Source organism: Pseudomonas sp. B21-051, from assembly GCF_024748795.1.
In the GTDB taxonomy this organism is placed as follows: Bacteria; Pseudomonadota; Gammaproteobacteria; order Pseudomonadales; family Pseudomonadaceae; genus Aquipseudomonas; species Aquipseudomonas putida_A.
Map to the genome: position 1 here is coordinate 1575569 of NZ_CP087166.1, position 23569 is coordinate 1599137.

Annotated in this window: 26 protein-coding genes; 10 read left to right on the top strand and 16 right to left on the bottom strand. The window is 59.7% G+C overall.

The window, feature by feature from the left end; translation table 11 throughout:
- Window positions 1–55: 55 nt before the first annotated feature.
- Window positions 56–913, top strand: a complete 858-nt coding sequence (locus LOY52_RS07120; RefSeq protein WP_258678905.1) for a carboxylate/amino acid/amine transporter — start codon at window positions 56–58, stop codon at window positions 911–913.
- Window positions 914–1023: 110 nt separating this feature from the next.
- Here LOY52_RS07120 and LOY52_RS07125 read toward each other — a convergent pair whose 3' ends face one another.
- Window positions 1024–2322, bottom strand: a complete 1299-nt coding sequence (locus tag LOY52_RS07125) for a mechanosensitive ion channel family protein (protein ID WP_258678906.1) — start codon at window positions 2320–2322, stop codon at window positions 1024–1026.
- Between the two features lie 191 nt (window positions 2323–2513).
- Here LOY52_RS07125 and LOY52_RS07130 point away from each other — a divergent pair, with 191 nt between their 5' ends.
- Window positions 2514–3854 (top strand): DEAD/DEAH box helicase, encoded by a 1341-nt coding sequence (locus tag LOY52_RS07130; RefSeq protein ID WP_007962527.1) that lies wholly within the window; start codon window positions 2514–2516, stop codon window positions 3852–3854.
- A gap of 62 nt (window positions 3855–3916) precedes the next feature.
- Here LOY52_RS07130 and LOY52_RS07135 read toward each other — a convergent pair whose 3' ends face one another.
- The 4 genes from LOY52_RS07135 to LOY52_RS07150 all read right to left on the bottom strand — a co-directional run bounded on the left by LOY52_RS07135 (window position 3917) and on the right by LOY52_RS07150 (window position 6491).
- Window positions 3917–4516 (bottom strand): hypothetical protein, encoded by a 600-nt coding sequence (locus tag LOY52_RS07135; RefSeq protein WP_258678907.1) that lies wholly within the window; start codon window positions 4514–4516, stop codon window positions 3917–3919.
- Window positions 4517–4528: 12 nt separating this feature from the next.
- Window positions 4529–5113, bottom strand: coding sequence for a papain-like cysteine protease family protein (locus LOY52_RS07140; protein WP_258678908.1), 585 nt, complete (start codon window positions 5111–5113; stop codon window positions 4529–4531).
- A 262-nt stretch (window positions 5114–5375) separates the two neighbouring features.
- Entirely contained in the window at window positions 5376–5651 is a 276-nt protein-coding gene (locus LOY52_RS07145; protein ID WP_041070242.1) for a hypothetical protein, read from the bottom strand.
- A gap of 105 nt (window positions 5652–5756) precedes the next feature.
- Window positions 5757–6491 (bottom strand): thioredoxin family protein, encoded by a 735-nt coding sequence (locus tag LOY52_RS07150; RefSeq protein ID WP_258678909.1) that lies wholly within the window; start codon window positions 6489–6491, stop codon window positions 5757–5759.
- A gap of 176 nt (window positions 6492–6667) precedes the next feature.
- Here LOY52_RS07150 and LOY52_RS07155 point away from each other — a divergent pair, with 176 nt between their 5' ends.
- Window positions 6668–7060: a transcriptional regulator gene (locus LOY52_RS07155; RefSeq protein WP_258678910.1), complete on the top strand. Its 393-nt coding sequence runs from the start codon at window positions 6668–6670 to the stop codon at window positions 7058–7060.
- A gap of 78 nt (window positions 7061–7138) precedes the next feature.
- On the opposite strand, the gene LOY52_RS07160 is transcribed toward LOY52_RS07155, so the two are convergent.
- The 3 genes from LOY52_RS07160 to LOY52_RS07170 all read right to left on the bottom strand — a co-directional run bounded on the left by LOY52_RS07160 (window position 7139) and on the right by LOY52_RS07170 (window position 9191).
- On the bottom strand, window positions 7139–8008 hold the full coding sequence (locus tag LOY52_RS07160; protein WP_258678911.1) for a DUF6279 family lipoprotein: 870 nt from the start codon (window positions 8006–8008) through the stop codon (window positions 7139–7141).
- Between the two features lie 71 nt (window positions 8009–8079).
- A complete protein-coding gene (locus tag LOY52_RS07165; RefSeq protein WP_258678912.1) occupies window positions 8080–8796 on the bottom strand; it encodes a TorF family putative porin in 717 nt (238 codons plus the stop codon).
- 206 nt (window positions 8797–9002) lie between these two features.
- Entirely contained in the window at window positions 9003–9191 is a 189-nt protein-coding gene (locus LOY52_RS07170; protein ID WP_016985943.1) for a hypothetical protein, read from the bottom strand.
- Between the two features lie 350 nt (window positions 9192–9541).
- Here LOY52_RS07170 and LOY52_RS07175 point away from each other — a divergent pair, with 350 nt between their 5' ends.
- The 3 genes from LOY52_RS07175 to LOY52_RS07185 all read left to right on the top strand — a co-directional run bounded on the left by LOY52_RS07175 (window position 9542) and on the right by LOY52_RS07185 (window position 12060).
- Window positions 9542–10378 (top strand): S1 RNA-binding domain-containing protein, encoded by an 837-nt coding sequence (locus tag LOY52_RS07175; RefSeq protein WP_258678913.1) that lies wholly within the window; start codon window positions 9542–9544, stop codon window positions 10376–10378.
- 103 nt (window positions 10379–10481) lie between these two features.
- Window positions 10482–10880 (top strand): DUF2177 family protein, encoded by a 399-nt coding sequence (locus LOY52_RS07180; RefSeq protein WP_258678914.1) that lies wholly within the window; start codon window positions 10482–10484, stop codon window positions 10878–10880.
- A 247-nt stretch (window positions 10881–11127) separates the two neighbouring features.
- Window positions 11128–12060, top strand: coding sequence for a DMT family transporter (locus LOY52_RS07185; protein ID WP_139056010.1), 933 nt, complete (start codon window positions 11128–11130; stop codon window positions 12058–12060).
- Here LOY52_RS07185 and LOY52_RS07190 read toward each other — a convergent pair.
- A complete protein-coding gene (locus LOY52_RS07190; RefSeq protein ID WP_258678915.1) occupies window positions 12005–13186 on the bottom strand; it encodes an MFS transporter in 1182 nt (393 codons plus the stop codon). The two genes, LOY52_RS07185 and LOY52_RS07190, sit on opposite strands and share 56 nt — an antisense overlap.
- Before the next feature lie 104 nt (window positions 13187–13290).
- Here LOY52_RS07190 and ptrR point away from each other — a divergent pair, with 104 nt between their 5' ends.
- Both ptrR and LOY52_RS27305 read left to right on the top strand, forming a co-directional pair.
- Window positions 13291–14184: a putrescine utilization regulator PtrR gene (gene ptrR / locus LOY52_RS07195; RefSeq protein WP_027614570.1), complete on the top strand. Its 894-nt coding sequence runs from the start codon at window positions 13291–13293 to the stop codon at window positions 14182–14184.
- Window positions 14185–14326: 142 nt separating this feature from the next.
- Entirely contained in the window at window positions 14327–14455 is a 129-nt protein-coding gene (locus LOY52_RS27305) for a PA1414 family protein (RefSeq protein WP_309474940.1), read from the top strand.
- Between the two features lie 96 nt (window positions 14456–14551).
- On the opposite strand, the gene LOY52_RS07200 is transcribed toward LOY52_RS27305, so the two are convergent.
- The 6 genes from LOY52_RS07200 to speB form a co-directional block, all read right to left on the bottom strand.
- Entirely contained in the window at window positions 14552–14800 is a 249-nt protein-coding gene (locus LOY52_RS07200; protein ID WP_258678916.1) for an acyl carrier protein, read from the bottom strand.
- Between the two features lie 42 nt (window positions 14801–14842).
- Window positions 14843–15568, bottom strand: a complete 726-nt coding sequence (locus LOY52_RS07205; protein ID WP_258678917.1) for an MBL fold metallo-hydrolase — start codon at window positions 15566–15568, stop codon at window positions 14843–14845.
- Window positions 15569–15653: 85 nt separating this feature from the next.
- Entirely contained in the window at window positions 15654–17033 is a 1380-nt protein-coding gene (locus tag LOY52_RS07210) for a sodium:solute symporter (RefSeq protein WP_047598203.1), read from the bottom strand.
- A gap of 162 nt (window positions 17034–17195) precedes the next feature.
- On the bottom strand, window positions 17196–18698 hold the full coding sequence (locus LOY52_RS07215) for a cytosine permease (RefSeq protein ID WP_258678918.1): 1503 nt from the start codon (window positions 18696–18698) through the stop codon (window positions 17196–17198).
- A 55-nt stretch (window positions 18699–18753) separates the two neighbouring features.
- Window positions 18754–19176, bottom strand: a complete 423-nt coding sequence (locus LOY52_RS07220) for a nuclear transport factor 2 family protein (RefSeq protein WP_027614575.1) — start codon at window positions 19174–19176, stop codon at window positions 18754–18756.
- Between the two features lie 10 nt (window positions 19177–19186).
- The gene (gene speB, locus LOY52_RS07225; protein WP_003222717.1) at window positions 19187–20137 is read right to left on the bottom strand and encodes an agmatinase; all 951 of its coding nucleotides are present in this window, start codon (window positions 20135–20137) and stop codon (window positions 19187–19189) included.
- A gap of 304 nt (window positions 20138–20441) precedes the next feature.
- Between speB and LOY52_RS07230 the strand changes: the two genes are divergently transcribed.
- The gene (locus LOY52_RS07230; RefSeq protein WP_007956593.1) at window positions 20442–21335 is read left to right on the top strand and encodes a LysR family transcriptional regulator; all 894 of its coding nucleotides are present in this window, start codon (window positions 20442–20444) and stop codon (window positions 21333–21335) included.
- 5 nt (window positions 21336–21340) lie between these two features.
- Entirely contained in the window at window positions 21341–21934 is a 594-nt protein-coding gene (locus LOY52_RS07235; RefSeq protein WP_258678919.1) for a tRNA-uridine aminocarboxypropyltransferase, read from the top strand.
- Between the two features lie 148 nt (window positions 21935–22082).
- On the opposite strand, the gene LOY52_RS07240 is transcribed toward LOY52_RS07235, so the two are convergent.
- Entirely contained in the window at window positions 22083–23444 is a 1362-nt protein-coding gene (locus LOY52_RS07240; protein ID WP_134785702.1) for an HlyD family type I secretion periplasmic adaptor subunit, read from the bottom strand.
- Window positions 23445–23569: the final 125 nt, after the last annotated feature.

A 23569-nucleotide genomic window follows, 5' to 3' on the forward strand; every position in this document is an offset into this window, starting at 1 on the left:
TCGCAGTGAGACCGGAAAACCGCTATCGTCGCCGCCATTCAAATTAGGGGCGAGCATGGGCTATCTACTTTTTGTCACGCTGATCCAGGCGTTTTCCTTCAGTCTGATCGGCGAATACCTCGCCGGGCACGTCGACAGCTACTTCGCGGTGCTGGTGCGTGTGGTGCTGGCCGGGCTGGTGTTCATTCCGCTGACCCGCTGGCGCTCGGTGGAACCGGCGTTTATGCGCGGCATGCTGCTGATCGGCGCGTTGCAGTTCGGCATCACCTACGTCTGCCTGTACCTGAGCTTCCGCGTGCTGACGGTGCCGGAGGTGTTGCTCTTCACCATCCTCACGCCGCTGCACGTGACGCTGATCGAAGATGCGCTGAACCGCCGCTTCAATCCGTGGGCGCTGATTGCGGCGCTGGTCGCGGTGGGCGGCGCGGCGGTGATTCGTTTCGACAGCATCAGTCCGGATTTCTTCATGGGCTTCCTGCTGCTGCAACTGGCCAACTTCACCTACGCGGCAGGGCAGGTGCTGTACAAACATCTGGTGGCGAAACACCCGAGCGATCTGCCGCATTACCGGCGTTTCGGCTTCTTCTACCTCGGCGCGTTGGCGGTGGTATTGCCGGCATTTCTGCTGTTCGGCAAAGCCAACTTCCTGCCGGAAGCACCCCTGCAATGGGGCGTGTTGCTGTTCCTCGGACTGGTCTCGACCGCGTTGGGCATGTACTGGTGGAACAAGGGCGCGTGCATGGTCAACGGCGGCACGCTGGCGGTGATGAACAACCTGCATGTGCCGGTGGGCTTGCTGCTGAATCTGCTGATCTGGAATCAGCATGAGGAGTTGGGAAGGCTGTTGCTTGGCGGGAGTGTCATCCTGGCGGCCGTATGGATCAGCCGGTTAGGTATCAAAAGCACCGCATAACCCTTGTAGGAGCTGCCGCAGGCTGCGATCTTTTGCCTTTGATGTTTTGAGGATCAAAAGATCGTCCGAACGCGGCCCGAGCCTTCGGCAGCTCCTACATGAATTGTGGGTTACATCAGGTGTTTTTGCGGTTCCGGAATGTGCGCCGAACCGAGCACCGCCGGCAGCAACCCGGTACGCAAATCCCCGCCACTCGGCTGCTGATACAGGCTCAAGCCAAACTCCGGCAGCACCGCTAGCAGATAGTCGAAAATATCCCCCTGAATCCGCTCGTAGTCGGCCCACACCGTGGTGGTCGTGAAGCAGTAGATTTCCAGTGGAATGCCCTGCGCCGTGGTCTGCATCTGCCGGACCATGCAGGTCATGTTCGGCTGCACCTCCGGGTGACTTTTCAGATACGCCAGCGCATAGGCGCGGAAGGTGCCGATGTTGGTCATGCGCCGACGGTTGGCTGACATCGCCGCCACGTTACCCTGCGCCTCGTTCCACGCCTTGAGCTCGGCTTTCTTGCGGCCCATGTAGCCGGTCAGCAGGTGCACCTGGGAGAGCTTTTCCTCTTCATCGTCGCGGATGAAGCGCACGCCGCTGGCATCGATGAACAGGCTGCGCTTGATCCGCCGCCCGCCGGACTGTTGCATGCCGCGCCAGTTGCGGAACGATTCGGACATCAGGCGCCAGGTCGGGATCGAGACGATGGTCTTGTCGAAATTCTGCACCTTGACCGTGTGCAGGGTGATGTCGACCACGTCGCCATCGGCGCCGACTTGCGGCATTTCGATCCAGTCGCCGACCCGCAGCATGTCATTGCTGGTCAGCTGCACGCTGGCAACGAACGACAGCAGGGTGTCCTTGTAGACCAACAGGATCACCGCCGACATCGCACCCAGACCGGAGAGCAGCAACAGTGGCGAACGATCGATCAACGTGGCGACGATGATGATCGCGCCAAACACGTACAAGACCATTTTCGCCAGTTGCACGTAGCCCTTGATCGAGCGGGTGCGGGCGTGTTCGGTGCGCGCGTAGATGTCCAGCAGCGCATTGAGCAGGGCACTGACCGACAGCAGCAGGAACAGGATGGTGAAGGACAGTGCCACGTTGCCGAGAAAGGTCATCGCGGTTTTGCTCAGTTCCGGTACCAGGTGCAGGCCGAACTGGATCACCAGCGACGGCGTCATCTGCGCCAGACGTTGAAACACCTTGTTGTGGCGAAAGTCGTTGATCCAGTGCAGGGCCGGCTGGCGCCCGAGCATGCGGCTGGCATGCAGGATCAGATAGCGCGCCACTCGTCCGAGGACCAGCGCGATCAGCAATAGCAGCATCAGCGCCAGGCCGGATTGCAGGAACGGGTGCTGTTCGAGGGCACCCCAGAGGTCTTGGGCATTGAGCCAGAGCTGTTTGAAATCCATGTGAGCAACGATTCTTCTGTAAGACGCGATGGGCGATTAGAGCATTTAAGACGCTGTGTATTACCGTTGGAGACAAATCGAGCAACAAAAAAGCCACTGATTACGCCCGTTTGCATAAAGAAACTCGGCCTGAGCGCTCGAAACCGGTAACCTATGCAGCTGTTTTTTTGCATATCTTCGAGGTAGCACCCGTGTTTTCCCAATTCGCCCTGAACGAACGCCTGCTCAAAGCCGTGGCCGAGCTGAAATTTGTCGAGCCAACGCCTGTGCAAGCAGCGGCCATTCCGCTGGCGCTCCAGGGGCGTGACCTGCGGGTGACGGCGCAAACCGGTAGCGGCAAGACCGCCGCTTTTGTCCTGCCGATCCTCAATCGCCTGATCGGCCCGGCGAAGATCCGCGTCAGCATCAAGACCCTGATCCTGCTGCCGACCCGCGAACTGGCCCAGCAGACCCTGAAGGAAGTCGAGCGCTTTTCGCAGTTCACCTTCATCAAGTCCGGCCTGATCACCGGCGGTGAAGACTTCAAGGTGCAGGCCGCCATGCTGCGCAAGGTGCCGGACATCCTGATCGGCACGCCGGGCCGCATGATCGAGCAACTCAACGCCGGCAACCTCGACCTCAAAGAAGTCGAAGTGCTGGTGCTCGACGAAGCCGACCGCATGCTCGACATGGGTTTCGCTGAAGACGTGCAACGTCTGGTCGACGAATGCCCGAACCGTCAGCAGACCATGCTGTTCTCCGCCACCACCGGCGGTTCCGGCCTGCGCGAGATGATCGCCAAGGTGCTGAACAACCCTGAGCACCTGCAGCTCAACGCGGTCAGCCAGCTGAACTCGACCACCCGTCAGCAGATCATCACTGCCGACCACAATCAGCACAAAGAACAGATCGTCAACTGGCTGCTGGCCAACGAGACCTACCAGAAGGCCATCGTCTTCACCAACACCCGGGCCATGGCCGATCGCATCTACGGCCGCCTCGTGGCTCAGGAATACAAGGCGTTCGTGCTGCACGGCGAGAAAGACCAGAAGGATCGCAAACTGGCGATCGACCGTCTGAAGCAGGGCGGCGTGAAGATTCTGGTAGCGACCGACGTCGCGGCCCGTGGTCTGGACGTTGATGGCCTGGATCTGGTGATCAACTTCGACATGCCACGCAGCGGCGACGAATACGTGCACCGCATCGGTCGTACCGGCCGTGCCGGTAACGACGGTCTGGCGATCTCGCTGATCTGCCACGGCGACTGGAACCTGATGTCGAGCATCGAGCGCTACCTGAAGCAGAGCTTCGAGCGTCGCACCATCAAGGAAGTCAAAGGCACCTACGGCGGGCCGAAAAAGGTCAAGGCCTCGGGTAAAGCCGTCGGCGTGAAGAAGAAAAAGACCGACGCCAAGGGCGACAAGAAAAAAACCGCCGCCAAGACCCCGACCAAGCGTAAGAGCGCCAACCGTCCAAAGCCGGATTCGCTGGTGAGCAGCGACGGCATGGCCCCGCTCAAGCGTCGCAAGCCCGCAGAGCCAGCGGCTGAATAAGTCGTCTCAAGCGGCCAATAAAAAACCCGGACAGTGTCCGGGTTTTTTATGCGCAGGGTTTGTCAGTTCCCCAACTGTCCGCTGGTGTCTGCGTCAAAGCGCTGTTTGGCGCGATCTGCCGCCGGTTTGAGCAGCGCGAGCAGCGCGGCTTCGCTGTACAGCCGCGAGCCCCCGAGTTCCTTCGGCGTTGGCTCGATAGGGATCAGTACATCTTCACCGTCAGCGTGCAGCCAAATCGCCACGACGTGCAGTGCCGAGACAAACAACACGCGCAATTCAACGCTCTTGCCCTGCAATTGCGGCGCCTGTTCCGCCAGTTTCAACGCGCCCACGGTGTCGGCGGCCCGGGTGCCGTGGTTCAGCGAAGCGAACTCGACATGGCCACGCACCTCGGCCAGTTGCGCATCGGCAATGCTTACGCCGTCGGCAAACACCAGGTAATGCCAGTCGCCGATTCGTGCGTCTTTCAAACCCTTGCCCAGGCTCAAGTCATCCAGCGTCAGCGAGTAGCCGCGATAGGCTTCGCTGAGGCTGACTTTGGCCGGTGTCGCGTTGGCGAACTGGCGGCTGATGCCGAAGCCCTGGTTTTGCAGCGCGGCTTGCAGCACCGGACGCAAAGTCTGTACGCCGTTGGAAGGCGCCTTTGGATAAGTCAGTTGCATGATGTCGCCCTCCTAGTTTTTCGCGGTGAAATAAGTGTGAGTCCAGTTGCCGCCGCCGTTGTACGAACCCGGGAATGAGTTCAGCGCGCGGGTCGAGTAACCGTAGATCGAGTCGGCGACCAGCACATAGTTGCCGTTGGTGCCGTAGATCGCCAGGAAGTGCGCGCCCCCCCCGTACCAGGCACAGCGCAGGCCGACCGGGCGGCCCATGTTGATCTGTTTCTGAATGGCGGACATCTGCAGCGAACCCTGATTCATCCCGTTATAGCTGCGGGTGGTCTGCAGGGCCGAATCCAGATAGCCGTAGACATTGCACGGCCCCGGCTGGCTGCAGCAATTGCGGTCCAGTTGGGTGCTGGCGACGCCGCACTGAGTCCAGGACCCGGTGCCATAGTAGTTGCCGACCGAAGCGGAAACGGCAGCCCAGCACCAGTTGGTCTGGGTCTGTTTCTGCATGCTGAAGTTGAGGTTGGCAGCGGCCAGTGCCGCGGTTTGCGCAGTGGCTTCAACCTCCACCAGTTGCGGGTCGAGCAGATGGCCGACAAGGCACCTTGGCAGGCTCTCGCCGGTAAACGATGTTGCTTGATGGGTTAACATTTTTTCAGTCCTCCATGAATGAAAACAAGCGTCCAGCTTGTGATTGTGTTGCGGTATTGCCGAGCGATCGGTGGATAACGGTTTTCATCTGCGATGAACGGTGCCGATCTCCTTGCTCGAGGTAACCTTAGTCTGGATATGCGTTTATGCAAGAAAATAAATGCACAAATGCATTTTTAAGATCAAAAGATCGCAGCCTTCGGCAGCTCCTACAGGGTTCGATGTAGGAGCTGCCGCAGGCTGCGATCTTTTGATCTTGCTTTTAGCCCTCGGCTTTTTTCTCAGCCGTCCCCAATTCCTTCAAGCGCTGATCAATCAACTGGCACTTGTCCGGCAGATCGGCGCTGGCCGTACCCAAGTCCATTTTCTGCAACTCGGCATTGATTTCCTTGGCCTTGGCCGGATTCTGTTCGGTGAGCTTGGCCACTTCCTTGGCCAGTTGTTCACGTTTGGCGGTGGCCTCTTCTGGCGTGCAGGCCCAGACAGGCAGGGCGCAGGCGAGGGTGGCGGCGAGGGTGAGCTTGAGCAGGGTTTTCATGGGGGCAGGCCTCCGTTCCGGTTAAGGCGGGTTAACCGGTGGAGGGCTGGATGACATAAAAAGTTCAGAGTTGTGGCAGTCAGCAAGGCTTGCCCCACAGGTTTATCAGCTGCCATGACAGCAACTGGATTTTGTTTCTCTCTCATATCGGTCGTGGTGTCGTACCCATTCCATGATCTCGTCCTCATTGCGGCCCTTGGGCGTGAGGTCGAGATAGTTGTAGGCCCCTACCAACATATCCAGCCCACGGGCATAAGTTGAATAGGTATGGAAAATCTCCCCGGATTCATTGAGATAAAACACACTTAGCCCCGGCATTTCTTCCTCGGCGCTGTCAGTTTTTTCGTAGTTGTAGGTAGCCTTTCCGGCCTCGGTGTCCTCGGCTCTGGCGCAAACGCCAAAGTCGTAGTTGAAATCGGAACCGTCTGACGACACCCAGTCGAATTTCCAGCCCATGCGTTGCCTGAAGGCCTGGAACTGCTCGAACGGTGCGTGGGAAACCGCCACCACCGCAATATCGTGATGCGCCAGATGCTGGTTCGCGCCGTCGATGTGGTCGGACAGGAACGAGCAGCCCTGACACCCTTCTTCCCAGTCCTTGGCGAACATGAAGTGGTAAACGATCAATTGACTGTGTTGGCCGAACAGGTCGGCCAGTTTCAGCTCGCCGTTCGGGCCGTGGAAGCGGTAGTCCTTGTCGACTTTGACCCAGGGCAATGCGCGGCGTTTGGCGCTCAAGCGGTCGCGCTCACGGGTGAAGGCCTTTTCGTCGGCCAGATGCTGTTTGCGCGCAGCGAGCCATTCTTCGCGCGATACCACCGGATGATTCTCGACGTTCATGATGATTTCTCCTGCGGGGGTTGAAACCGTCTTTGTCAGACTAGTCGTTTAACCCTCGATCAATTCGACAGACCGCCGGTCGGTCGCCGCGGAAAATGCAGCTGAACGGCTGCGGTGCGTCCGGGTCACAACCTATGACAGCGCCCCAAATCACGCGCACCGGAGGTTGAATCAGGATGACGACTTATAACTGGGATTTGATAGAACGCTTGCTGCATGAAGTACAGAACAGTGCAGGCGAAAGTTTTGCGCCGCGAAAATATGCCGAGGATTATGCGGCGCAGAAAGCCAGTGCAGGCGAGCTGATCGAGAATCTGGATCACCTGAAAACGGTGGCCTGCGAATATGAAGGCTTGTTGCTTGATCGTGGATTTATCGAACCGCGTCCGGATCATATGGGCAGCACCGGCAACAATTTCATTCTGACCCCGCGTGGTTCCAGCCTTTTGAGCCTGATCGACAGCAGCATTCCCGGCAATGATCATCCACGGCAGGTGCTGGATGAGCAGGAGGATGCGCTGGATGAAGCGACATTTGATGTCGTGGCTTCAAAGGCGCAGATTGCCTGAAAGTAAAAGATCGCAGCCTTCGGCAGCGCCTACATATAACCCTGTAGGAGCTGCCGAAGGCTGCGATCTTTTGATCTTCTATTCCTGCTTTGCTGCCTTCAGGCATTTCAAATCATTGAAGTCCTTGCGCACACCCTCGATCTTCTTCAACAACCGCTGACGCTGCTGCGGCGTACTCTCGGCCATCAGATCCACCGCCAGCGAGCGCGCTTGCGCTTCGGTGTTGGCGTAGGCCTTCTGGTAATCAGGCGTCCATAAACGCTCACGATTGACCAGAAGTGTCTCGATCCGTTGTGGGAATTCCGGACTTTTACGCTGGGCAACGGCGTTACTGAACTGTTGCTGCCAGTGCGCGCGGTTGGCGATCCATTGGGTGTTCTGATCACCCAGCGCGGTCGACCAGGCCATCACCCGTTGTTCCTGAGTGGCGCTCAACGGGCCAAGCCAATCGGTCAGGCGCTTGTCCATGCGCGCGCCGCGCTCGGCGATCTGCTGCGCCAGCGGCGGTTTGACGTATTCCTTTTCCCGTTTGCGCAAATCCTTGGCGAACGCATCGTTCATCTCGGCGACTTGCTTGTCGTCCAGCCCTTGCAGCAGCTCGATGGCCGACGGTGTGATCTGGCGTGCGGTTTCGGCAATGGCTTTTTTCGCTTCCTCGGTTCGTGCTTGCAGCGCAGCGTCGGTCACCTGATTGCTTTCTACCATCGCCTGCAAGCGATCCAGCCAGTCGAGGTAGCCCGGCAATTGTGTGGTGCAATGCCAATTCAGATGCTCTTTGAGCCGTTCGTTGAACCAGTCCTTTTGCTCGCCGTTCATGCCCAGGTAGTCGCCAAGCGTCCACGGAATGATCACGTCGAGGTTGCGGTAGGCCAGGCCGACGCGACTGCAGGCGCCGAGGGCGAGGGTGAAGATCAGCAGGGTGGCGAAGTGTTTGAACCAGCGAGACATGAGCGAATCCTTGCGAGAGCCTGACGTCTGATTCTCATGTGAACGCAGGAAGCTCCCGGCAGTTCAGCCGATCAATAGAACGCGCGTTCGGCCTTCAGTGTCACCAGGCCGTCGCACTCGCTGTTTTGCCCGGAGTAAGCTGAGCAATCGCTGCCGCTGAGGTTGGAATTGCTATAGATCAGATCGAGATCGACGCCCATGAACGGTCGGGAAAATTTCACCGACCAATCGGTAAAACTGCTGACATAACCACCGTCCACCGACACCGGCGTATTCAGTTGGTGGGTGGTGTATTTCATGCTGATCCCGATGCCGAACGGCTGATTGCCGCCGAGATCGGCGAACAGCGTGTTGTTCTGTTTGTCCGGGTCGTTGCTGAAGGCCACGCCGAAACGACTGCCGAGCAGGGTCAGGCCGCCGAACAGTTCCTGGCTGTCGAGGGTGTCTACTTTGGGATAGCTGTAATGGATCATCCCGACTTCGTAGCCGAGCGACTGATCGAAAGGTTGTTTGAAGCCGACGTAGGAGTCGATTTCGAGGTTCTTGCCAGGTGTGAGGCCCATGCTCGGAGCATACTGGCCGACATACAGGCCGCTGTCGTGGCTCAGATCGAGGCCGCCGTGAAACGAGCCGACTGCCGCCGGTTTGACCAGCCCTTGGGCCATGCTGCGGCTGGGCGTGGTGCCGAGTTTGAGGTCGAAGTCGCCGAGTTCACGCTGGAAAATCTGCGCATGCGCGGACGAGCAGACCAGCAGGCCTACAAGCAATAAACGGGAAGATTTGAGCATGCGTCACTCCATGAACAGCGAGGGCAGGGCTTGAACCTGCTGAAACGCTTAATCCAGACGCGTGCAAGGATACCGGCGAATGCTCGGCAATGATGGCCGTTCGTCGATTTTTAAAGATTGATTAAACAGATTGGAGGGAATTGCGCGGGTGCCAGTCCAGACGCTTCGAAGCTCAAAGCGTCTCAGGACGGGTGTATTACCGGGTATTACTTCTTGCCCAGGCTGATCTGCTTGGACGGACCGAACGTCTGGCCGCTGACGCCTTTGGCAATTTGCTGGATTTCGCCGCCGGACTTGAGGAACGCTGCGATCTGATCGTTGATCGATTCGCTGGTTTCAACGGCTGGAGCTGGCTTTGCTTTGCTGGTGGATGCTTTTACACGCATGGCGGCCATTAACCTGTAGAAAAGTAACTCGGCCAAGCATCGTACAGGAATAACTTGACAATTGCTTGATAAATATCCCCCGGAATAACTGAGCGCGTGGGTGGAGTATTCTCGATTAATTATCCGAAATATTCTCCTAAGCCACTGTTTTAAATAAGAACGTTTATTGGTCATTAGCGGAAATATTTGCCGTGAAACGGCGCCGCAGGCTCCGCGCTGATCTGACGAATGGCGAACCGCCCGCGCCAAACCTAGGAAAATCAAGGTGTCCGCAGATTTTCTTCGGCAGGCTGCTCACCCAGCGAACGAGACCGGCAAAACCGGGTAGAATGCCGCCCACGCAATGAGGGTTCTGGAAAATGGCTTTAGTCGGGCGTTACAACAGTTTGCAAGTGGTTAAACACACTAACTTCGGTTTATATCTGGACGGCGGTGCCGACGGCGAAATTCTTTTGCCCAACCGTTATATCCCTAAAGATATTCCCAGCGAAGATGAAGACTGGCTCAACGTTTTTATTTATCTGGACAGTGAAGACAAACTTCTCGCTACCACTGAAAAACCAAAAGTTCAGGTCGGTGAATTTGCCAGCCTGAAAGTAGTTGAAGTCAACAGCATTGGCGTGTTCCTCGATTGGGGGCTGCCCAAAGATCTGTTACTGCCGTATTCCGAAGAAAAGCGGCAGATGACCGCTGGCGAGTACTGCGTGGTGCACGTCTATCTGGACAAACACACCCGCCGCATCACCGCGACCGCGCGACTGGATCGCTACCTCGACAAGACGCCGGCCAACTACAGCGCCGGTCAGGAAGTTGATCTGCTGGTGGCCGAAGCCACCGACATGGGCTTCAAGGCGATCATCAACAACAAGCACTGGGGCTTGATCCACAAGAATGAGATCTTCAAGTTCATGCGTTCGGGCATGCGCGAGAAGGGCTTCATCAAGGAAGTGCGTGCCGATGGCAAGATCAGCCTCAGCCTGCAACCGGTTGGCCAGGAAGCGGCAAGCAGCCTGAGTTCGAAGATTCTTGGCAAGTTGCGCGAAAGCAACGGCACGCTGGCCATCAGTGACAAGAGCGATCCGGCGCTGATCAGCAGCATGTTCGGTGTCAGCAAGGGCAACTTCAAGAAGGCCATCGGTTCGCTGTACAAGGAAGGCAAGATCGTCATTCATGCCGATCGCATTGAACTAACCTGAGCCACCGCCGGCCCCGTGTAGGAGCTGCCGCGAGCTGCGATCTTTTGCCTTTTGAAGATCAACAGATCGCAGCCTTCGGCAGCTCCTACACGAGGGTTCGCAGATGAAGAAAGCGTTGATTGCCTATGGCGCCACACTGCTGGCGTTTCTGTTGCTCGACGGTATCTGGCTCGGCGTGCTGATGGCGCCAACCTACCGCGAGCTGCTCGGTTCGCTGATGCTCGAAAAACCGCTGCTGGTTCCGGCAGCGGTTTTTTATTGCCTGTATGTTTTTGGTTGCGTGCAGTTTGTGGTGTTGCCGGCGCTGAGCTGGCAACGGGCGGCAAAGATGGGCGCGATGTTGGGGCTGGTGGCGTATGGCACGTATGACCTGACCAATTGGGCGACATTGCGCGGGTGGTCGGTGCAGGTGAGTTTGCTGGATTGGGCGTGGGGGACGTTTGCCACTGCTGTGGCTTGTAGCGTCGGTTTTTTGTTGGCGAGGCGGTTGGGCAAGGTCTGATTCGAAATGTAGGTAAGCAATGCCGGCCTCTTCGCGAGCAGGCTCGCTCCCACAGGGGAACGCACTCCAAAGTGGGAGCTGGCTTGCCAGCGAATGGCGGCGCAGCCGACAACCATTCACCGCTGACGTTACTGACGCAGACAAAGTCTTTTTCAGACGGCTTTTTCTGCCTGACTGATTGATAATCCCCGACACAGATTTTCGACCAGTGGATGGCTGCCATGTTGTGTGTGTTCGAGGTGTTGAGGTGAGTGTCGAGCGGCGCAATGCCGATGGGTTTGCCTTGCAGGTGATGATCGGCCTCTGCCTGATCTGGGGCGTGCAGCAAGTTATGATCAAGTGGGCCGCGCCCGACATCGCGCCGGTGATGCAGGCGGCCGGGCGTTCGGGTATTTCCGCGTTGCTGGTGGGTTTGCTGCTGTGCTGGAAGGGTGGTTGGGATCAGGTCGGCAACACCTGGCGCGGCGGACTGCTGGCCGGTGCGTTGTTCGGTCTGGAGTTCTTCTTCATCGCCGAAGGCCTGCAGCTGACCACTGCCGCGCACATGTCGGTGTTCCTTTACACCGCGCCGATTTTCACCGCGCTGGGCGTGCATTTCCTGCTGGCGAGCGAGCGCCTGCGCCCGCTGCAATGGCTGGGTATTCTGCTCGCTTTCGTCGGCATCGCGATAGCCTTCGCCGGTGGTGTGTCGTGGGACAACCTCGACCGGCGCATGCTGCTGGGCGATGCATTTGGTGTCATCGCCGGCGCTTGCTGGGGCGCGACCACCGTGGTGGTGCGCGCTTCACGGCTGTCGGAAGCGCCGGTAACCTTGACCCTGTTCTATCAACTGATCGTCGGCTTCGTCGGTCTGCTGTTGATCGCACTGTTCAGCGGCCAGATCAGCCACGTCAGCCTGACCAGCGTGGCGGTGGCCAGCGTGCTGTTCCAGGGCCTGGTGGTGTCGTTCTTCAGTTACCTGACCTGGTTCTGGCTGCTGCGCCGCTATCTGGCGGCTAACCTTGCGGTGTTTTCGTTCATGACGCCGCTGTTCGGCGTCACGTTCGGCGTGGTGCTGCTCGGTGAAGAATTGAGCGTGAACTTCGTCATCGGCGCGGTGCTGGTGTTGCTTGGCATCACCTTTGTCAGCGCGGAGCAGTGGGTGCGTCGGCGTTTGCGCAAAGCCCTCGGCCAACGCTGACCGATTGCAGCGCAAGCCCGCCGGCAATCAGCAGACCGCTGCCGGCAATGATCAGCGCCGGTTGCAGACCACCGCTGAAATGGCTGCTCAGCGCCGCCAGCAACGGCCCGCTGAGCTGGCCAACGGCGAAGCATGCGGTCAGCAGTCCGGCGTTGCGCTGAGTTGTGTGCGGCGCCAGTTCTCGCGAGCGTTGCATCACCAGTTGCATGCAAGCGAGAAACGGCATGCCGCACAACATCACCCCCAGCGCCAGGCCATAAGCACTGCCCAACAGACAGGCGAACACCCCAAGCGCCTGCAACCACAGCGTGGCGGTCAGCCAGTGCCGCGTGGTGTTCGGATCATGGCGACGCAGGCTCACCAACAGCACGCCAATCGCCGCACCAAGACCGAAGCACGGCCAGAACAGGTCGGCCTGCCATTGCCCGTGAAATTGCGCGTTGGCCATTTGCGAGAGAAACGTGGCCGGGATGATGTAACCCACGCCATATAACGCATACACCGCCGCCAGACGCGGGATGCCGCGATTCGAATGGTTGACGTTGAGGGTGGCGACCGGTGTGTGCACGCCCGGTTGCGGCAGGATCCGCAAGATCCCCAGCAACATCACCAGCGCCACGGCGGCATAGATCAGCCACAAGGTGGCAGAGGTCTGGTTCAGCAGATGTGAGAACAGTGCCAGCAGACCGGTCAGAAAAATTCCCAGTCCGGGACCGGCAAATACCAGTGCCCCCAGCCGTGGCCGGCCTGCCGCCGCTGCCAGGGGCTGACTCAGCGCTGTAATCATCACCAGCACCCAGGCACTCGCCACGCCGGTGCCAAAGCGCAGCAACAGGTGCGCCCAGAAACTGTTGGCCCAGAACGACGCCAGGGTCAGCAGCACGCACAGCCACAAACCGCCATGCAACCGGCGCTGCACTTGCGGTGGACGATGGGCGAACATCGCGTCCACCGCGCCCAGCAGGTAACCGAGGTAGTTGGCCGCAGCAATCAGACCGGCGGCCGTCAGGTCGACCTGGCCTTCGCTGAGCAGGTGCGGCAATTGCGGGGTGAGGGCGAAACGCCCGATGCCCATAGCCATCATCAGGGCAACGAAACAGGCGGATAAGCGAATCAGTGGCGACATGGTCGGGGTTCCTTTGAAGGAGCAATGACCGTCAGGCTAGAAGCGATTGACTTTCTTTAAAATTGAATAATAGTGAGTAACTTGTTCTGTTATGGAGAAAGGTCGTGGAGTTCAGCCAGTTGCGGATCTTTCAGGCGGTGGCCGAGGAAGGTTCGATCACCCGCGCCGCCGAGCGTCTGCACCGGGTGCCGTCCAATCTGTCGACCCGGCTCAAACAGCTGGAAGAGCAATTGGGCGTCGAACTTTTCGTTCGTGAGCGTCAGCGTTTGCAGTTGTCGCCTGCGGGAAAAGTCCTGCTGGACTACACCGGCAAGCTATTCGCCCTGCGCGATCAGGCCAGTGCGGCGGTGATGGGCGGGCAACCGGCCGGGGATTTTGTCCTTGGCACGCTGTACAGCACCGCGGCAATCCATTTGCCGGCGCTGTTGGCGCGCTATCACAAGCAATACCCGGCGGTGAATCTGCAAGTGCAGTCCGGGCCCAGCGGCGAGTTGCTCGAAGGTCTGGTCTCCGGACGTCTCGATGCGGCGCTGGTGGACGGCCCGCCGCAACTCGCCGGGATCGACGGCGTACCGCTGTGCGACGAGCGTCTGGTGCTGATCAGCGAAGCCGACCACCCGCCGATCCGCAGCGCCAAGGAGGTCGAGGGCAGGGCGGTGTTCACCTTCCGCCATGGTTGCGCCTATCGCGCACGGCTGGAGGCCTGGTTTGTCCATTATCAGGCGGCGATGGGCCGGGCGATGGAGATCGAGTCCTATCAGGGCATGCTGGCCTGCGTGATTGCCGGCAGCGGTGTGGCATTGATGTCGGAGTCGATGCTCGCCAGTCTGCCGGGGCGCGAAAGCGTTGCGGTGCACCCGTTGGCCGAACCGTTTGCCAGTGCGACAACATGGCTCATGTGGCGCAAGGGCATGGTCGGGGCCAACCTCAATGCCTGGATTGAACAGCAGCAAGCGCTCTATCCCGTGGCATCGAGTGAAACCCGGCAGACGGCGTGAACCAACCGATGGTAATTCTGTTCAATTCAGTAACAGATCATTGCGGATTTGGCCGAGCATTGCGTAGGACTTCGGACTATTATCAGTGCGAAGCGGCCTCAGAATTCCGGCCGCTCAGCACTACCCTGAAGGGGGCATGACGATGAAAGAGAAAATTCAGAACTGGCTGCACGATTTGGGTGTTGCCCTCGGCTTGATCGAACCGCCTCTGCAACCCGTACCGATCCGCACCGATGACGAACAGCGCCGGCCTCAGCCTCGCCGGCGGTAGTGCCTGATTAAAGATCAAAAGATCGCAGCCTTCGGCAGCTCCTACAGGAAATCCATTCCCATGTAGGAGCTGCCGAAGGCTGCGATCTTTTGCTTTTCAGTGCCGTCCAATCTCCAGCAAAAACCGGCTCAAGTCATTCGCGGTCCTCGCGGTCTTGAGTATGTGATCCTCTTCGGCAGTAAACGCCGTCAGGCCGAATTCATCTTCCAGATGAAAGATCAGATCTTCGATATCCGCCTTCTCCAGCCCTAATTGCACCAGGCTGGTGTCGTCGTTGAATTCGCGGGATTCCAGCAGGCGCCGAATGTATCGGTGCACCGCAGCACGCACGGCAGCTCTTCTCATGGCAGAGGTTTTCGTGGTTGTTTCGACTGATTACAGCAGGCCTCAAGCGTGCCCGCGCAGCCATTCGTCAATCATCGAGCGCAAATGCGCGCCGGAAAAACTGCCGAAATGCCCGCCATGCACCGTGCGGATCGGCAGCGCCTGCAAGCGCCGCAGGCTGGTGGCGTAATCCTGCAGATTGGAGTGGTAGGCGTCTTCGATCAGCGGCCCGTCGTAGATGATGTCGCCGCTGAACAGGGTTTCGGTGGCCGCTTCATACAGGCTGATCCCGCCCGGCGAATGCCCCGGCGTGTGCAGCACCTGCAAGGTGCGATTGCCCAGATCCAGCACATCGCCATCCTCGACAAACCCGGTGGCCGGCGCTGCCTTGACCCGGTATTCGGCGTAGCACAGCGGGCAGTCCGGGTGCGCCTCGAACATGTCGTCGCCGACGAAGGCCCGGCTCAGGTCGTTCTCACCGTCCGGCGCGGCGAGGATGTCGGCCTCGGCGCGATGCACCAGGCGCTCGGCGAATTCGTGATGCCCGGCAATGTGATCGAAGTGGCAATGACTGGCCACCGCCACCAATGGCCGCTCGGTAATCCACGGCAACTGTTCGCGCAGGCTGACCAGCCCTGAACCGCTATCGAGCAACACGTCTTTGTCGCGGCCCTGCACGTGCCACAAATTGCAGCGATAGAACGGGCGGATGTACGGCTCGTGGATCAACCGGATGCCATCGCTCAAACTCAAAACTTCGAACCATTGATCGCGAGAAACAATCTTCATCAATCATTTTCTCCAGACGAAAAAAACGGGTGTGGCAACCGACGCCACACCCGTCGAAGAAAGCATCAAGTCGTTACATCAGAGCTTAGATCGCACTCGCCACCGTCGCCGGGCGAGGGGAGACCAGGCTGACCACCACAAAACTCACCAGACCTACCGCAAGGCTGTAGTAGATCGGGGTATTGGCGTCCAGACCGTCCTTGAACATGAACAGCAGCGCGGTGGCGAAACCCAGACCCATGCTGGCGATGGCGCCGGCGGTGGTCGCGCGTTTCCAGAAGATCGCACCGATCAGCGGAATCAGCATGCCGCCCACTAACAGGTTGTAAGCAAGGGTCAGGGCGCTGATCACGTCATTCACCACCAGCGCGATACCCAGCACCACGACACCGGTGAGCAGGGTGAACAGGCGGTTGATCGCCAGGCTCGACTGTTTGCCGCCACGCAGTTTCGGCAGCAGGTCTTCGGTCAGCGTGGTGGCAGCAGCCAGCAGGCCGGCGCTGGCGGTGGACATCATCGCCGCCAGAGCAGCAGCGATCACCAGACCACGGATGCCGTCCGGCAGCGACAGTTTGACGATGGCGGCGAAGGCGTTGTTGACGTTGTCCAGATCCGGGATCAGCACGTGCGCGGCCATGCCGATCAGCGCACAGGCCAGCCCGTAGAGGATGCAGTAGATACCGGCGATGCTGCCGGCGTACTGGGCGACTTTGGCGGTCTTGACGGTGAACACCCGTTGCCAGATGTCCTGACCGATCAGGATGCCGAAGAAGTAGATCATGAAGTAGGTGATGATCGTGTCCCAGCCGATGGTGGTGAAGTTGAACGCCGCTGCCGGCAGCTTCAGCACCAGTTCGTCCCAGCCGCCGACGCGGTACAGGCAGATCGGCAACAGGATGAACATCAGGCCCACGGTCTTGATGATGAACTGGACGATGTCGGTCAGGGTCAGCGACCACATGCCGCCGATCGCCGAGTAGATCACCACCACGCCACCGCCGAGCAATACCGAGATCCAGAAGGGCAGACCGAACAGCACTTGCAGCACGGTGCCGATGGCGAGGATCGAGGTCACGCCGATCATCAATGCGTAGGCCAGCATGATCGCCGCGCTCGCCGAGCGGGCCATCGGGTTATAGCGTTTTTCCAGGACCTGGGTAACGGTGTAGATCTTCAGTTTCAGCAGCGGTTTGGCGAGGAACAGGTTCAGCGCGACGATGCCGCAACCCAGTGCCGCGCACAGCCAGAAACCGGAGATGCCATGCACGTAGCCCAGACGCACGGTGCCGACGGTGGACGCACCACCGAGCACGGTCGCGGCCATGGTGCCCATGTACAGGCTCGGGCCCAGGTTACGCCCGGCGACCAGAAAATCCTCGTTGGTTTTGGCCTTGCGCATGCCGTAGTAGCCGAGCAACAGCATGCCGGCGGCGTAGATGAGGACGACGAATAAATCCAAAGCCATGATGGCGTGTCTCCGATTGTCTTTTTTATGGTGAAACAAATTTGGTTCGGGGTGCTGCTCACTGTGGGAGCGAGCCTGCTCGCGAAGGCGTCGGCACATTCAACAAAGAATTGACTGACAGATTGCTTTCGCGAGCAGGCTCGCTCCCACAGGGGATTTGCGTCAGGCGGCCTGACGCAGTTCAGGTTTTGCTAACACTTGGCTGCGTGCATCCTGCGGCCCGAACACCTCCCGCGGTTCCGGGAACAGGCTCAGCAGCGTCAGGTACACCACCGACGCCAGGCCCAGGGTGACCGGCAGGCTGATGTCGATCCCGCCGGCCATCTCGCCCAGCGGGCCGACGAATTGTCCCGGCAGGTTGACGAAGCACAGGCCGACCGCCGCGCTCGGGATCCATGCACCCAGGCCACGCCAGTTCCAGCCGTGGCTGAACCAGTAGCGTCCGCCTTGCTCGCCACGGGTGAACACCTGCAGGTCATCCGGGCAGTAGAAGCCGCGGCGCACCAAGAGGCCGATGATCATGATCACCATCCACGGGGTGGTGCAGGTGATGATCAGCACGGCGAAGGTCGACACGCTCTGCACCAGGTTCGCCGCAAAGCGCCCGATGAAGATGAAGGCAATCGACAGCACGCCGATCAGCAGCGTCGCCTTGACCCGCGACAGCACTCGCGGGAACACGCTGGACATGTCCAGCCCGGTGCCATACAGCGAGGTGGTGCCGGTGGACATGCCGCCGATCACCGCAATCAGGCACACCGGCAGGAAGAACCAGCTCGGCGATACCGCCAGCAGGCCGCCCACATAGTTGTTTGCCGCGATGTAGTCCGGCGCCTTGATCGCGACGATCGTCGCGGTGCTCAAGCCGAACAGGAACGGGATGAACGTGGCGATCTGCGACAGCACCACAGCGGCCATGATGCGCTGCTTGGAGGTGTCACGGGGGATGTAGCGCGACCAGTCGCCGAGGAACGCACCGAAGGAAATCGGGTTGCTCATCGCCACCAGCGCCGCGCCGATGAATGCGGCCCAGAAACCCGGTTGACCGAGGTTCACCGTGCCGGCGTAGTTGACATCGAAAGGACCGGCGAAGGCGAAGATGCCCAGCAGAAACAACAGGCTGGCGCTCCACACCGCGATCTTGTTCACCCACAGCAGAAAGCGGAAGCCGTAGATGCACACGGTCAGCACCAGAATCGCGAACAAGCCGTAGGCCAGGCCCAGGGTCAAGTCGGTTTCCGGCAGACCGATCAGGCGTTTCGCTCCGCCGATCAACGCATCCCCCGAACTCCACACCGAGAGCGAGAAAAACGCGATGGCGGTCAACAGTGACAGGAACGAACCGACGATCCGCCCGTGCACGCCGAAGTGCGCCCCGGAGGACACGGCATTGTTGGTGCCGTTGAGCGGGCCGAAAAGGCCCATTGGTGCGAGGATCAGCGAGCCGAGCAGCACGCCCAGCACGATCGCCCAGACACCGGCCTGAAACGACAGACCGAACAGCACCGGGAAACTGCCGAGCACGGCGGTGGCAAAGGTATTGGAACCGCCGAAGATCATCCGGAACAAGTCCGTCGGGCCTGCGGTGCGTTCGTGATCCGGGATCTGCTCGACCCCGTGGGTTTCAATTTGCGTAAGGCTTTGGTCGTTGTTGTTGTTATTCATGATCTGCTCCGATCATAAAGGCGCGCTCATCGTGCGTGAGCGTCACCTGTCTTGGCTAAGGGGATGGCAGCCCTTCCGGCATTGCGGACAAATGTTCGTGGCAGGCCAGCCAATGGCCTTGTTGTTCTAGGCTCGACGCTTGTTTCTTGAAAACAATCGTCTCGCGCTCCTGGCTGAAGTGTTGCTCCCCTTGCATGCGCAGCTCGGTGGCCACGTCATGGATAAACACCGCCACGTCACCTTGCAGGCTGACGAAGGCGTTGCTCGAAGTGCACGACAGCACTTCAAAGCCGTCCTCGGCGCGCCAGCTGTCCCACAAGGCCTGATAGGCATCGCGCGACAGCAACGGCTGTTCGAGGGTGTAAAACACGAAACTTGCATCGGCGCTGAACGCGCCGAAATAAGCTTCGCGATCGTTGCGAGCGAAGGCGGACACCAGATCGGCAGCCGCTTTCAACACCTGATCACGTTCGTTCATGGCCGAACCCTCAGCGGTGGACCACGCCCGGCAGTACGCAGAGCATTTCGTACAGCAGGTTGGCGGCCAGCAGCGAGGTGTTGCCGGTGGTGTCGTAGGCGGGCGAGACTTCTACCAGATCGCAGCCGATCAGGTCGAGGCCCTGGCAGCCGCGAACGATTTCAATCGCCTGAATGGTCGTCAGACCACCGATTTCCGGGGTGCCGGTGCCTGGCGCCCAGGCCGGGTCGATACCGTCGATGTCAAAGCTCAGGTACACCGGGCCGCCGCCGACTTTCTCGCGCACTTCGGCCATCAGCGGCGCCAGCGACTTGTGCCAGCACTCTTCGGCTTGTACGACACGGAATCCCTGATCGCGGCTCCAGTTGAAGTCGTCAGCGGTGTAGCCCTGCGCGCGCAGACCAATCTGCACCACGCGGTCGCAATCCAGAAGACCTTCTTCGACGGCACGACGGAAGGTCGTGCCGTGAGCGATCTTCTCGCCGAACATGTGATCGTTGACGTCAGCGTGGGCATCGATGTGCACCAGACCGACCTTGCCGTGCTTCTTATGAATCGCCCGCAGGATCGGCAGGGTGATGGTGTGGTCGCCACCCAGGGTCATCGGGATCACGTTGTGCTCGAGGATGTTGTCGTAGGCTTCTTCGATGATGCGCACGGCGTCGAGCAGGTTGAAGGTGTTGATCGCCACGTCACCGATGTCGGCGACCGACAGCGAGTCGAACGGCGCGGCGCCGGTGGCCATGTTGTACGGGCGGATCATCACCGATTCGGTGCGGATGTCGCGCGGCCCGAAGCGGGTGCCGGGGCGCAGCGAAGTACCGATGTCCAGTGGCACGCCAACGAAGGCAGCGTCCAGGCCGGCAGCGGTCGGTACATGGGGGAGTCGGAGCATGGTGGCGATGCCGCCGAAGCGCGGCATTTCGTTGCCGCCCAGTGGTTGGTGAAGAATCTTGTCCACGGGTAGGGCCTCATCGTCTTTGTTTTATTTATGTCGGCGCACCGTTGAGCACAGGTTCGGACGCCGCTGTGGGGCCGATTCTGCGAAATGTAGTGCGGGGGAAGAATCGCTACGGGCAAAAACTTAGTTCAGATTTTTCTAAACTAATGGTCAGGCCCGGGATAGACTTCTTGCCAAGTGAAACACTCCTGTAGGAGCTGCCGAAGGCTGCGATCTTTTGATCTTGATCTTGAAAACAAAGATTAAAAGATCGCAGCCTTCGGCAGCTCCTACAGGGTGAAATCAATGGTGTTTGGAGAGCCGCATGGCCAACGCTTTACCCGACCTGAAACTATTGCGCATCTTCGTCAGCGTGGTTCGCCATCAGGGTTTTGCGAACGCGCAGCAGGAACTCAACCTGTCGACCTCGGCGATCAGCACTTACATGAGCCAGCTCGAAGCCGCGCTCGGTCTGGTGCTGTGCCATCGCGGGCGCGGCGGGTTCAGCCTGACCAGCAAGGGCGAGCTGTTCCATCAGGAAACCCTGCGCCTGCTCGCCGAGCTGGAAGGTTTCGAGCAATACGCCGCGGCGCTCAAGGGCGAATTGCGCGGCACGCTGAACCTCGGGGTGATCGACTCCACCGTCAGCGACAAGGCCTTGCCGTTCGCCGAAGCCATCGGTGCCTACAGTCAGGAACACCCGGCGGTGCATTTGCACCTGTCGGTGATGAGCCCCTACGAACTGCAACTCGGCGTGCAGGACAACCGCCTCGATCTGGCCATCGGCGCGTTCTCCACGCGCATGAGCGGTCTGGTGTACATGCCGCTGTACCGCGAGCAACACTGGCTGTATTGCAGCAGCCGCCATCCGTTATTCAACGAACGGCGGATTCCTGAGCAGGTCATCACCCAGCAGCGCATGGTCGGCCGTGGTTACTGGAGTCAGGCAGAGCTGGCGCGTCACGGTTTCAAGCACAGCGCGGCGACCGTGGAAAGTATGGAGGCGCAGCTGATTCTGGTGCTGTCCGGCGCCTACATCGGTTACCTGCCGGAGCACTACGCCCAGGCCTGGGCCGATAAAGGAGACTTGCGCGTGTTGTTGCCGGCGACCTTCGGTTATCAGGCACCATTCTCGATGATCATGCGCCGCGGTCGCAGCCGCGAACCGTTGATCCAGACCTTCCGTGATTTGCTCAAAGCACAGCTCAATCAGGCATAAGAACCATGTCCAGACCCCAGTGCCCGCGCTGCCTGCGCCCACAAACCCATTGCCTGTGCCCGCTGATCCCCAGCCTCGACAGCCGCACCCGCGTTCTGCTGTTGCAGCATCCGAGCGAGGTCAATCACGCGCTCAATACCGCACGATTGGCGGCGCTGGGGTTGACCAATACCGAGCTGATCGTGGGTGAGGTGTTCGAGGATTTGCCGGCGTTGTTGAACCGGTCGGGGTATCAGGCGCGGTTGCTGTTTCCCGCTGACGATGCGCAGCCGCTGCAGGCTTACCGCGAATCCGATGAGCCGCTGCTGTTGGTGGTGCCGGACGGCACCTGGCGCAAGGCGCGCAAGATGCTCCATCTCAATCCGTTGCTGGCGGCGTTGCCACGGGTGACACTGGCCGCAGGCGGGGTGTCGCGCTACCGGTTGCGCAAGGCCCCGGGGCCGGGGGCGTTGTCGACGATCGAGGCGATTGTGCAGGCGCTGGAAACTCTGGAAGCACCGACGACGTTTGCGCCGTTGCTCAAGCCGTTCGAGGCGTTGATCGAGGGGCAGATTGCGGCGATGGGGGAGGAGGTCTACCAGCGCAATCATGCGAAATAATGGTTGTTGAAACGGGCCTCTTCGCGAGCAGGCTCGCTCCCACATTTGATCGCAGGTGTGCACAAATTATGTGCTCAGCTCAAATTCCCTGTGGGAGCGAGCCTGCTCGCGAAGGCGCCAGATCAATCACCACAAACCTCAACAATTTCTACCGCTCACGCATCGCCTCCGTCCGGGCCTTGAGCACCGGTTTAAGCAGGTAGTCCAGCACACTTTTCTCCCCGGTAATGATGTCCACCGTCGCCACCATCCCCGGGATGATCAGCAGCGGTTTCACATCCCCGCCCAAGTGGTTTTTATCGGTGCGCACCTGAATCAGGTAGAAGCTGTTGCCCTTGTCATCGGTGATGGTGTCGGCGCCGATCAGCTCCAGTTTTGCGCTCAGCCCGCCGTAGATCGTGTAGTCGTAGGCACTGAACTTGACCATGGCTTTCTGGCCCGGATGCAGGAACGCGACGTCTTGCGGACGGACCTTGGCTTCGATCAGCAGGTTGTCTTCCAGCGGCACGATTTCCACCATGTCGCTGCCCGGCTGCACCACGCCGCCGATGGTGTTGACCTTGAGTTGCTTGATCACCCCGTGCACCGGTGAGGTCACGGTGGTGCGGCTGACGCGGTCGTCGATGGCGATGCTCGACGCGGTGATTTTCGACAGGTCGGTGCGTTTCTGATTGAGGTCCTTGGCGGCGTCGGAACGGAAGGTCTGTTCCGACTCGTCGATCTTGCTCTTGATCTCGTTGATTGCCGATTCCGCCCTTGGGATGGCGAGGGTTGTTGCGTTCAGTGAACCGCGAATTTCCACCGCGCTGCGTTTCAGCCGCAGGATCTCCACCGGCGACACCGCACCCGTGCCGACCAGTGGCGCCGACATGTTCATCTCTTGCTGCAGCAGCGCCAGGCTGGAGCTGTACTGGCCTTGTTTGGAGCGGAATTCCGCCAGCTCCTGAGTCTTCTGCCGCAGCTGTTCGGTGAGGGTGCGTTGCTCGCTGGCCAGACGCCGTTGGCGCTGGTCGTAGAGTGCCCGTTCGTCTTCGGCGACCTGTGGCGCCTTGGCGATCACCTCGTCAGACAGCTTGAACGGACGGCCCTCGGCTTCGGCGGAAAGGCGTTCGACTTGCGCGGTCAGGGCGTAACGGTCGGCCTCGCTCTCACCCTTGTTCGACAGAAACCGCGTGTCATCCAGGCGCAGCAATTTGTCGCCCTTGTTCACCATTTGCCCTTCACGGACAAAAATCTCAGTGACGATCCCGCCCTCCAGGTTCTGGATCACCTGAACCTTGCTCGACGGAATTGCCTTGCCTTCGCCCATGGTCACTTCTTCAAGTACGGCGAACTTGGCCCAGACCAGCGCACTGATCAGCAACGCTGCCGCCAGCCACACGGTGATCCGCGACCAGCGCGGCGAATCCTGCAACGAAGCGCCGGCGGTTTCCGGCATGAACTCGGCTTCGGCGCTTTTGCCGAAACTGTCGAAGTAGCCGCGTGATTTGCTATCTGAAGATGCAGCCATGGGGCGATACCCCTCACTCAAGAGAAACAGGTCAACACAATCCTTGTGGCGAGGGAGCTTGCTCCCGCTTGGGTGCGCAGCGCCCACAAGATCTTTGGGGCTGCTTCGCAACCCAGCGGGAGCAA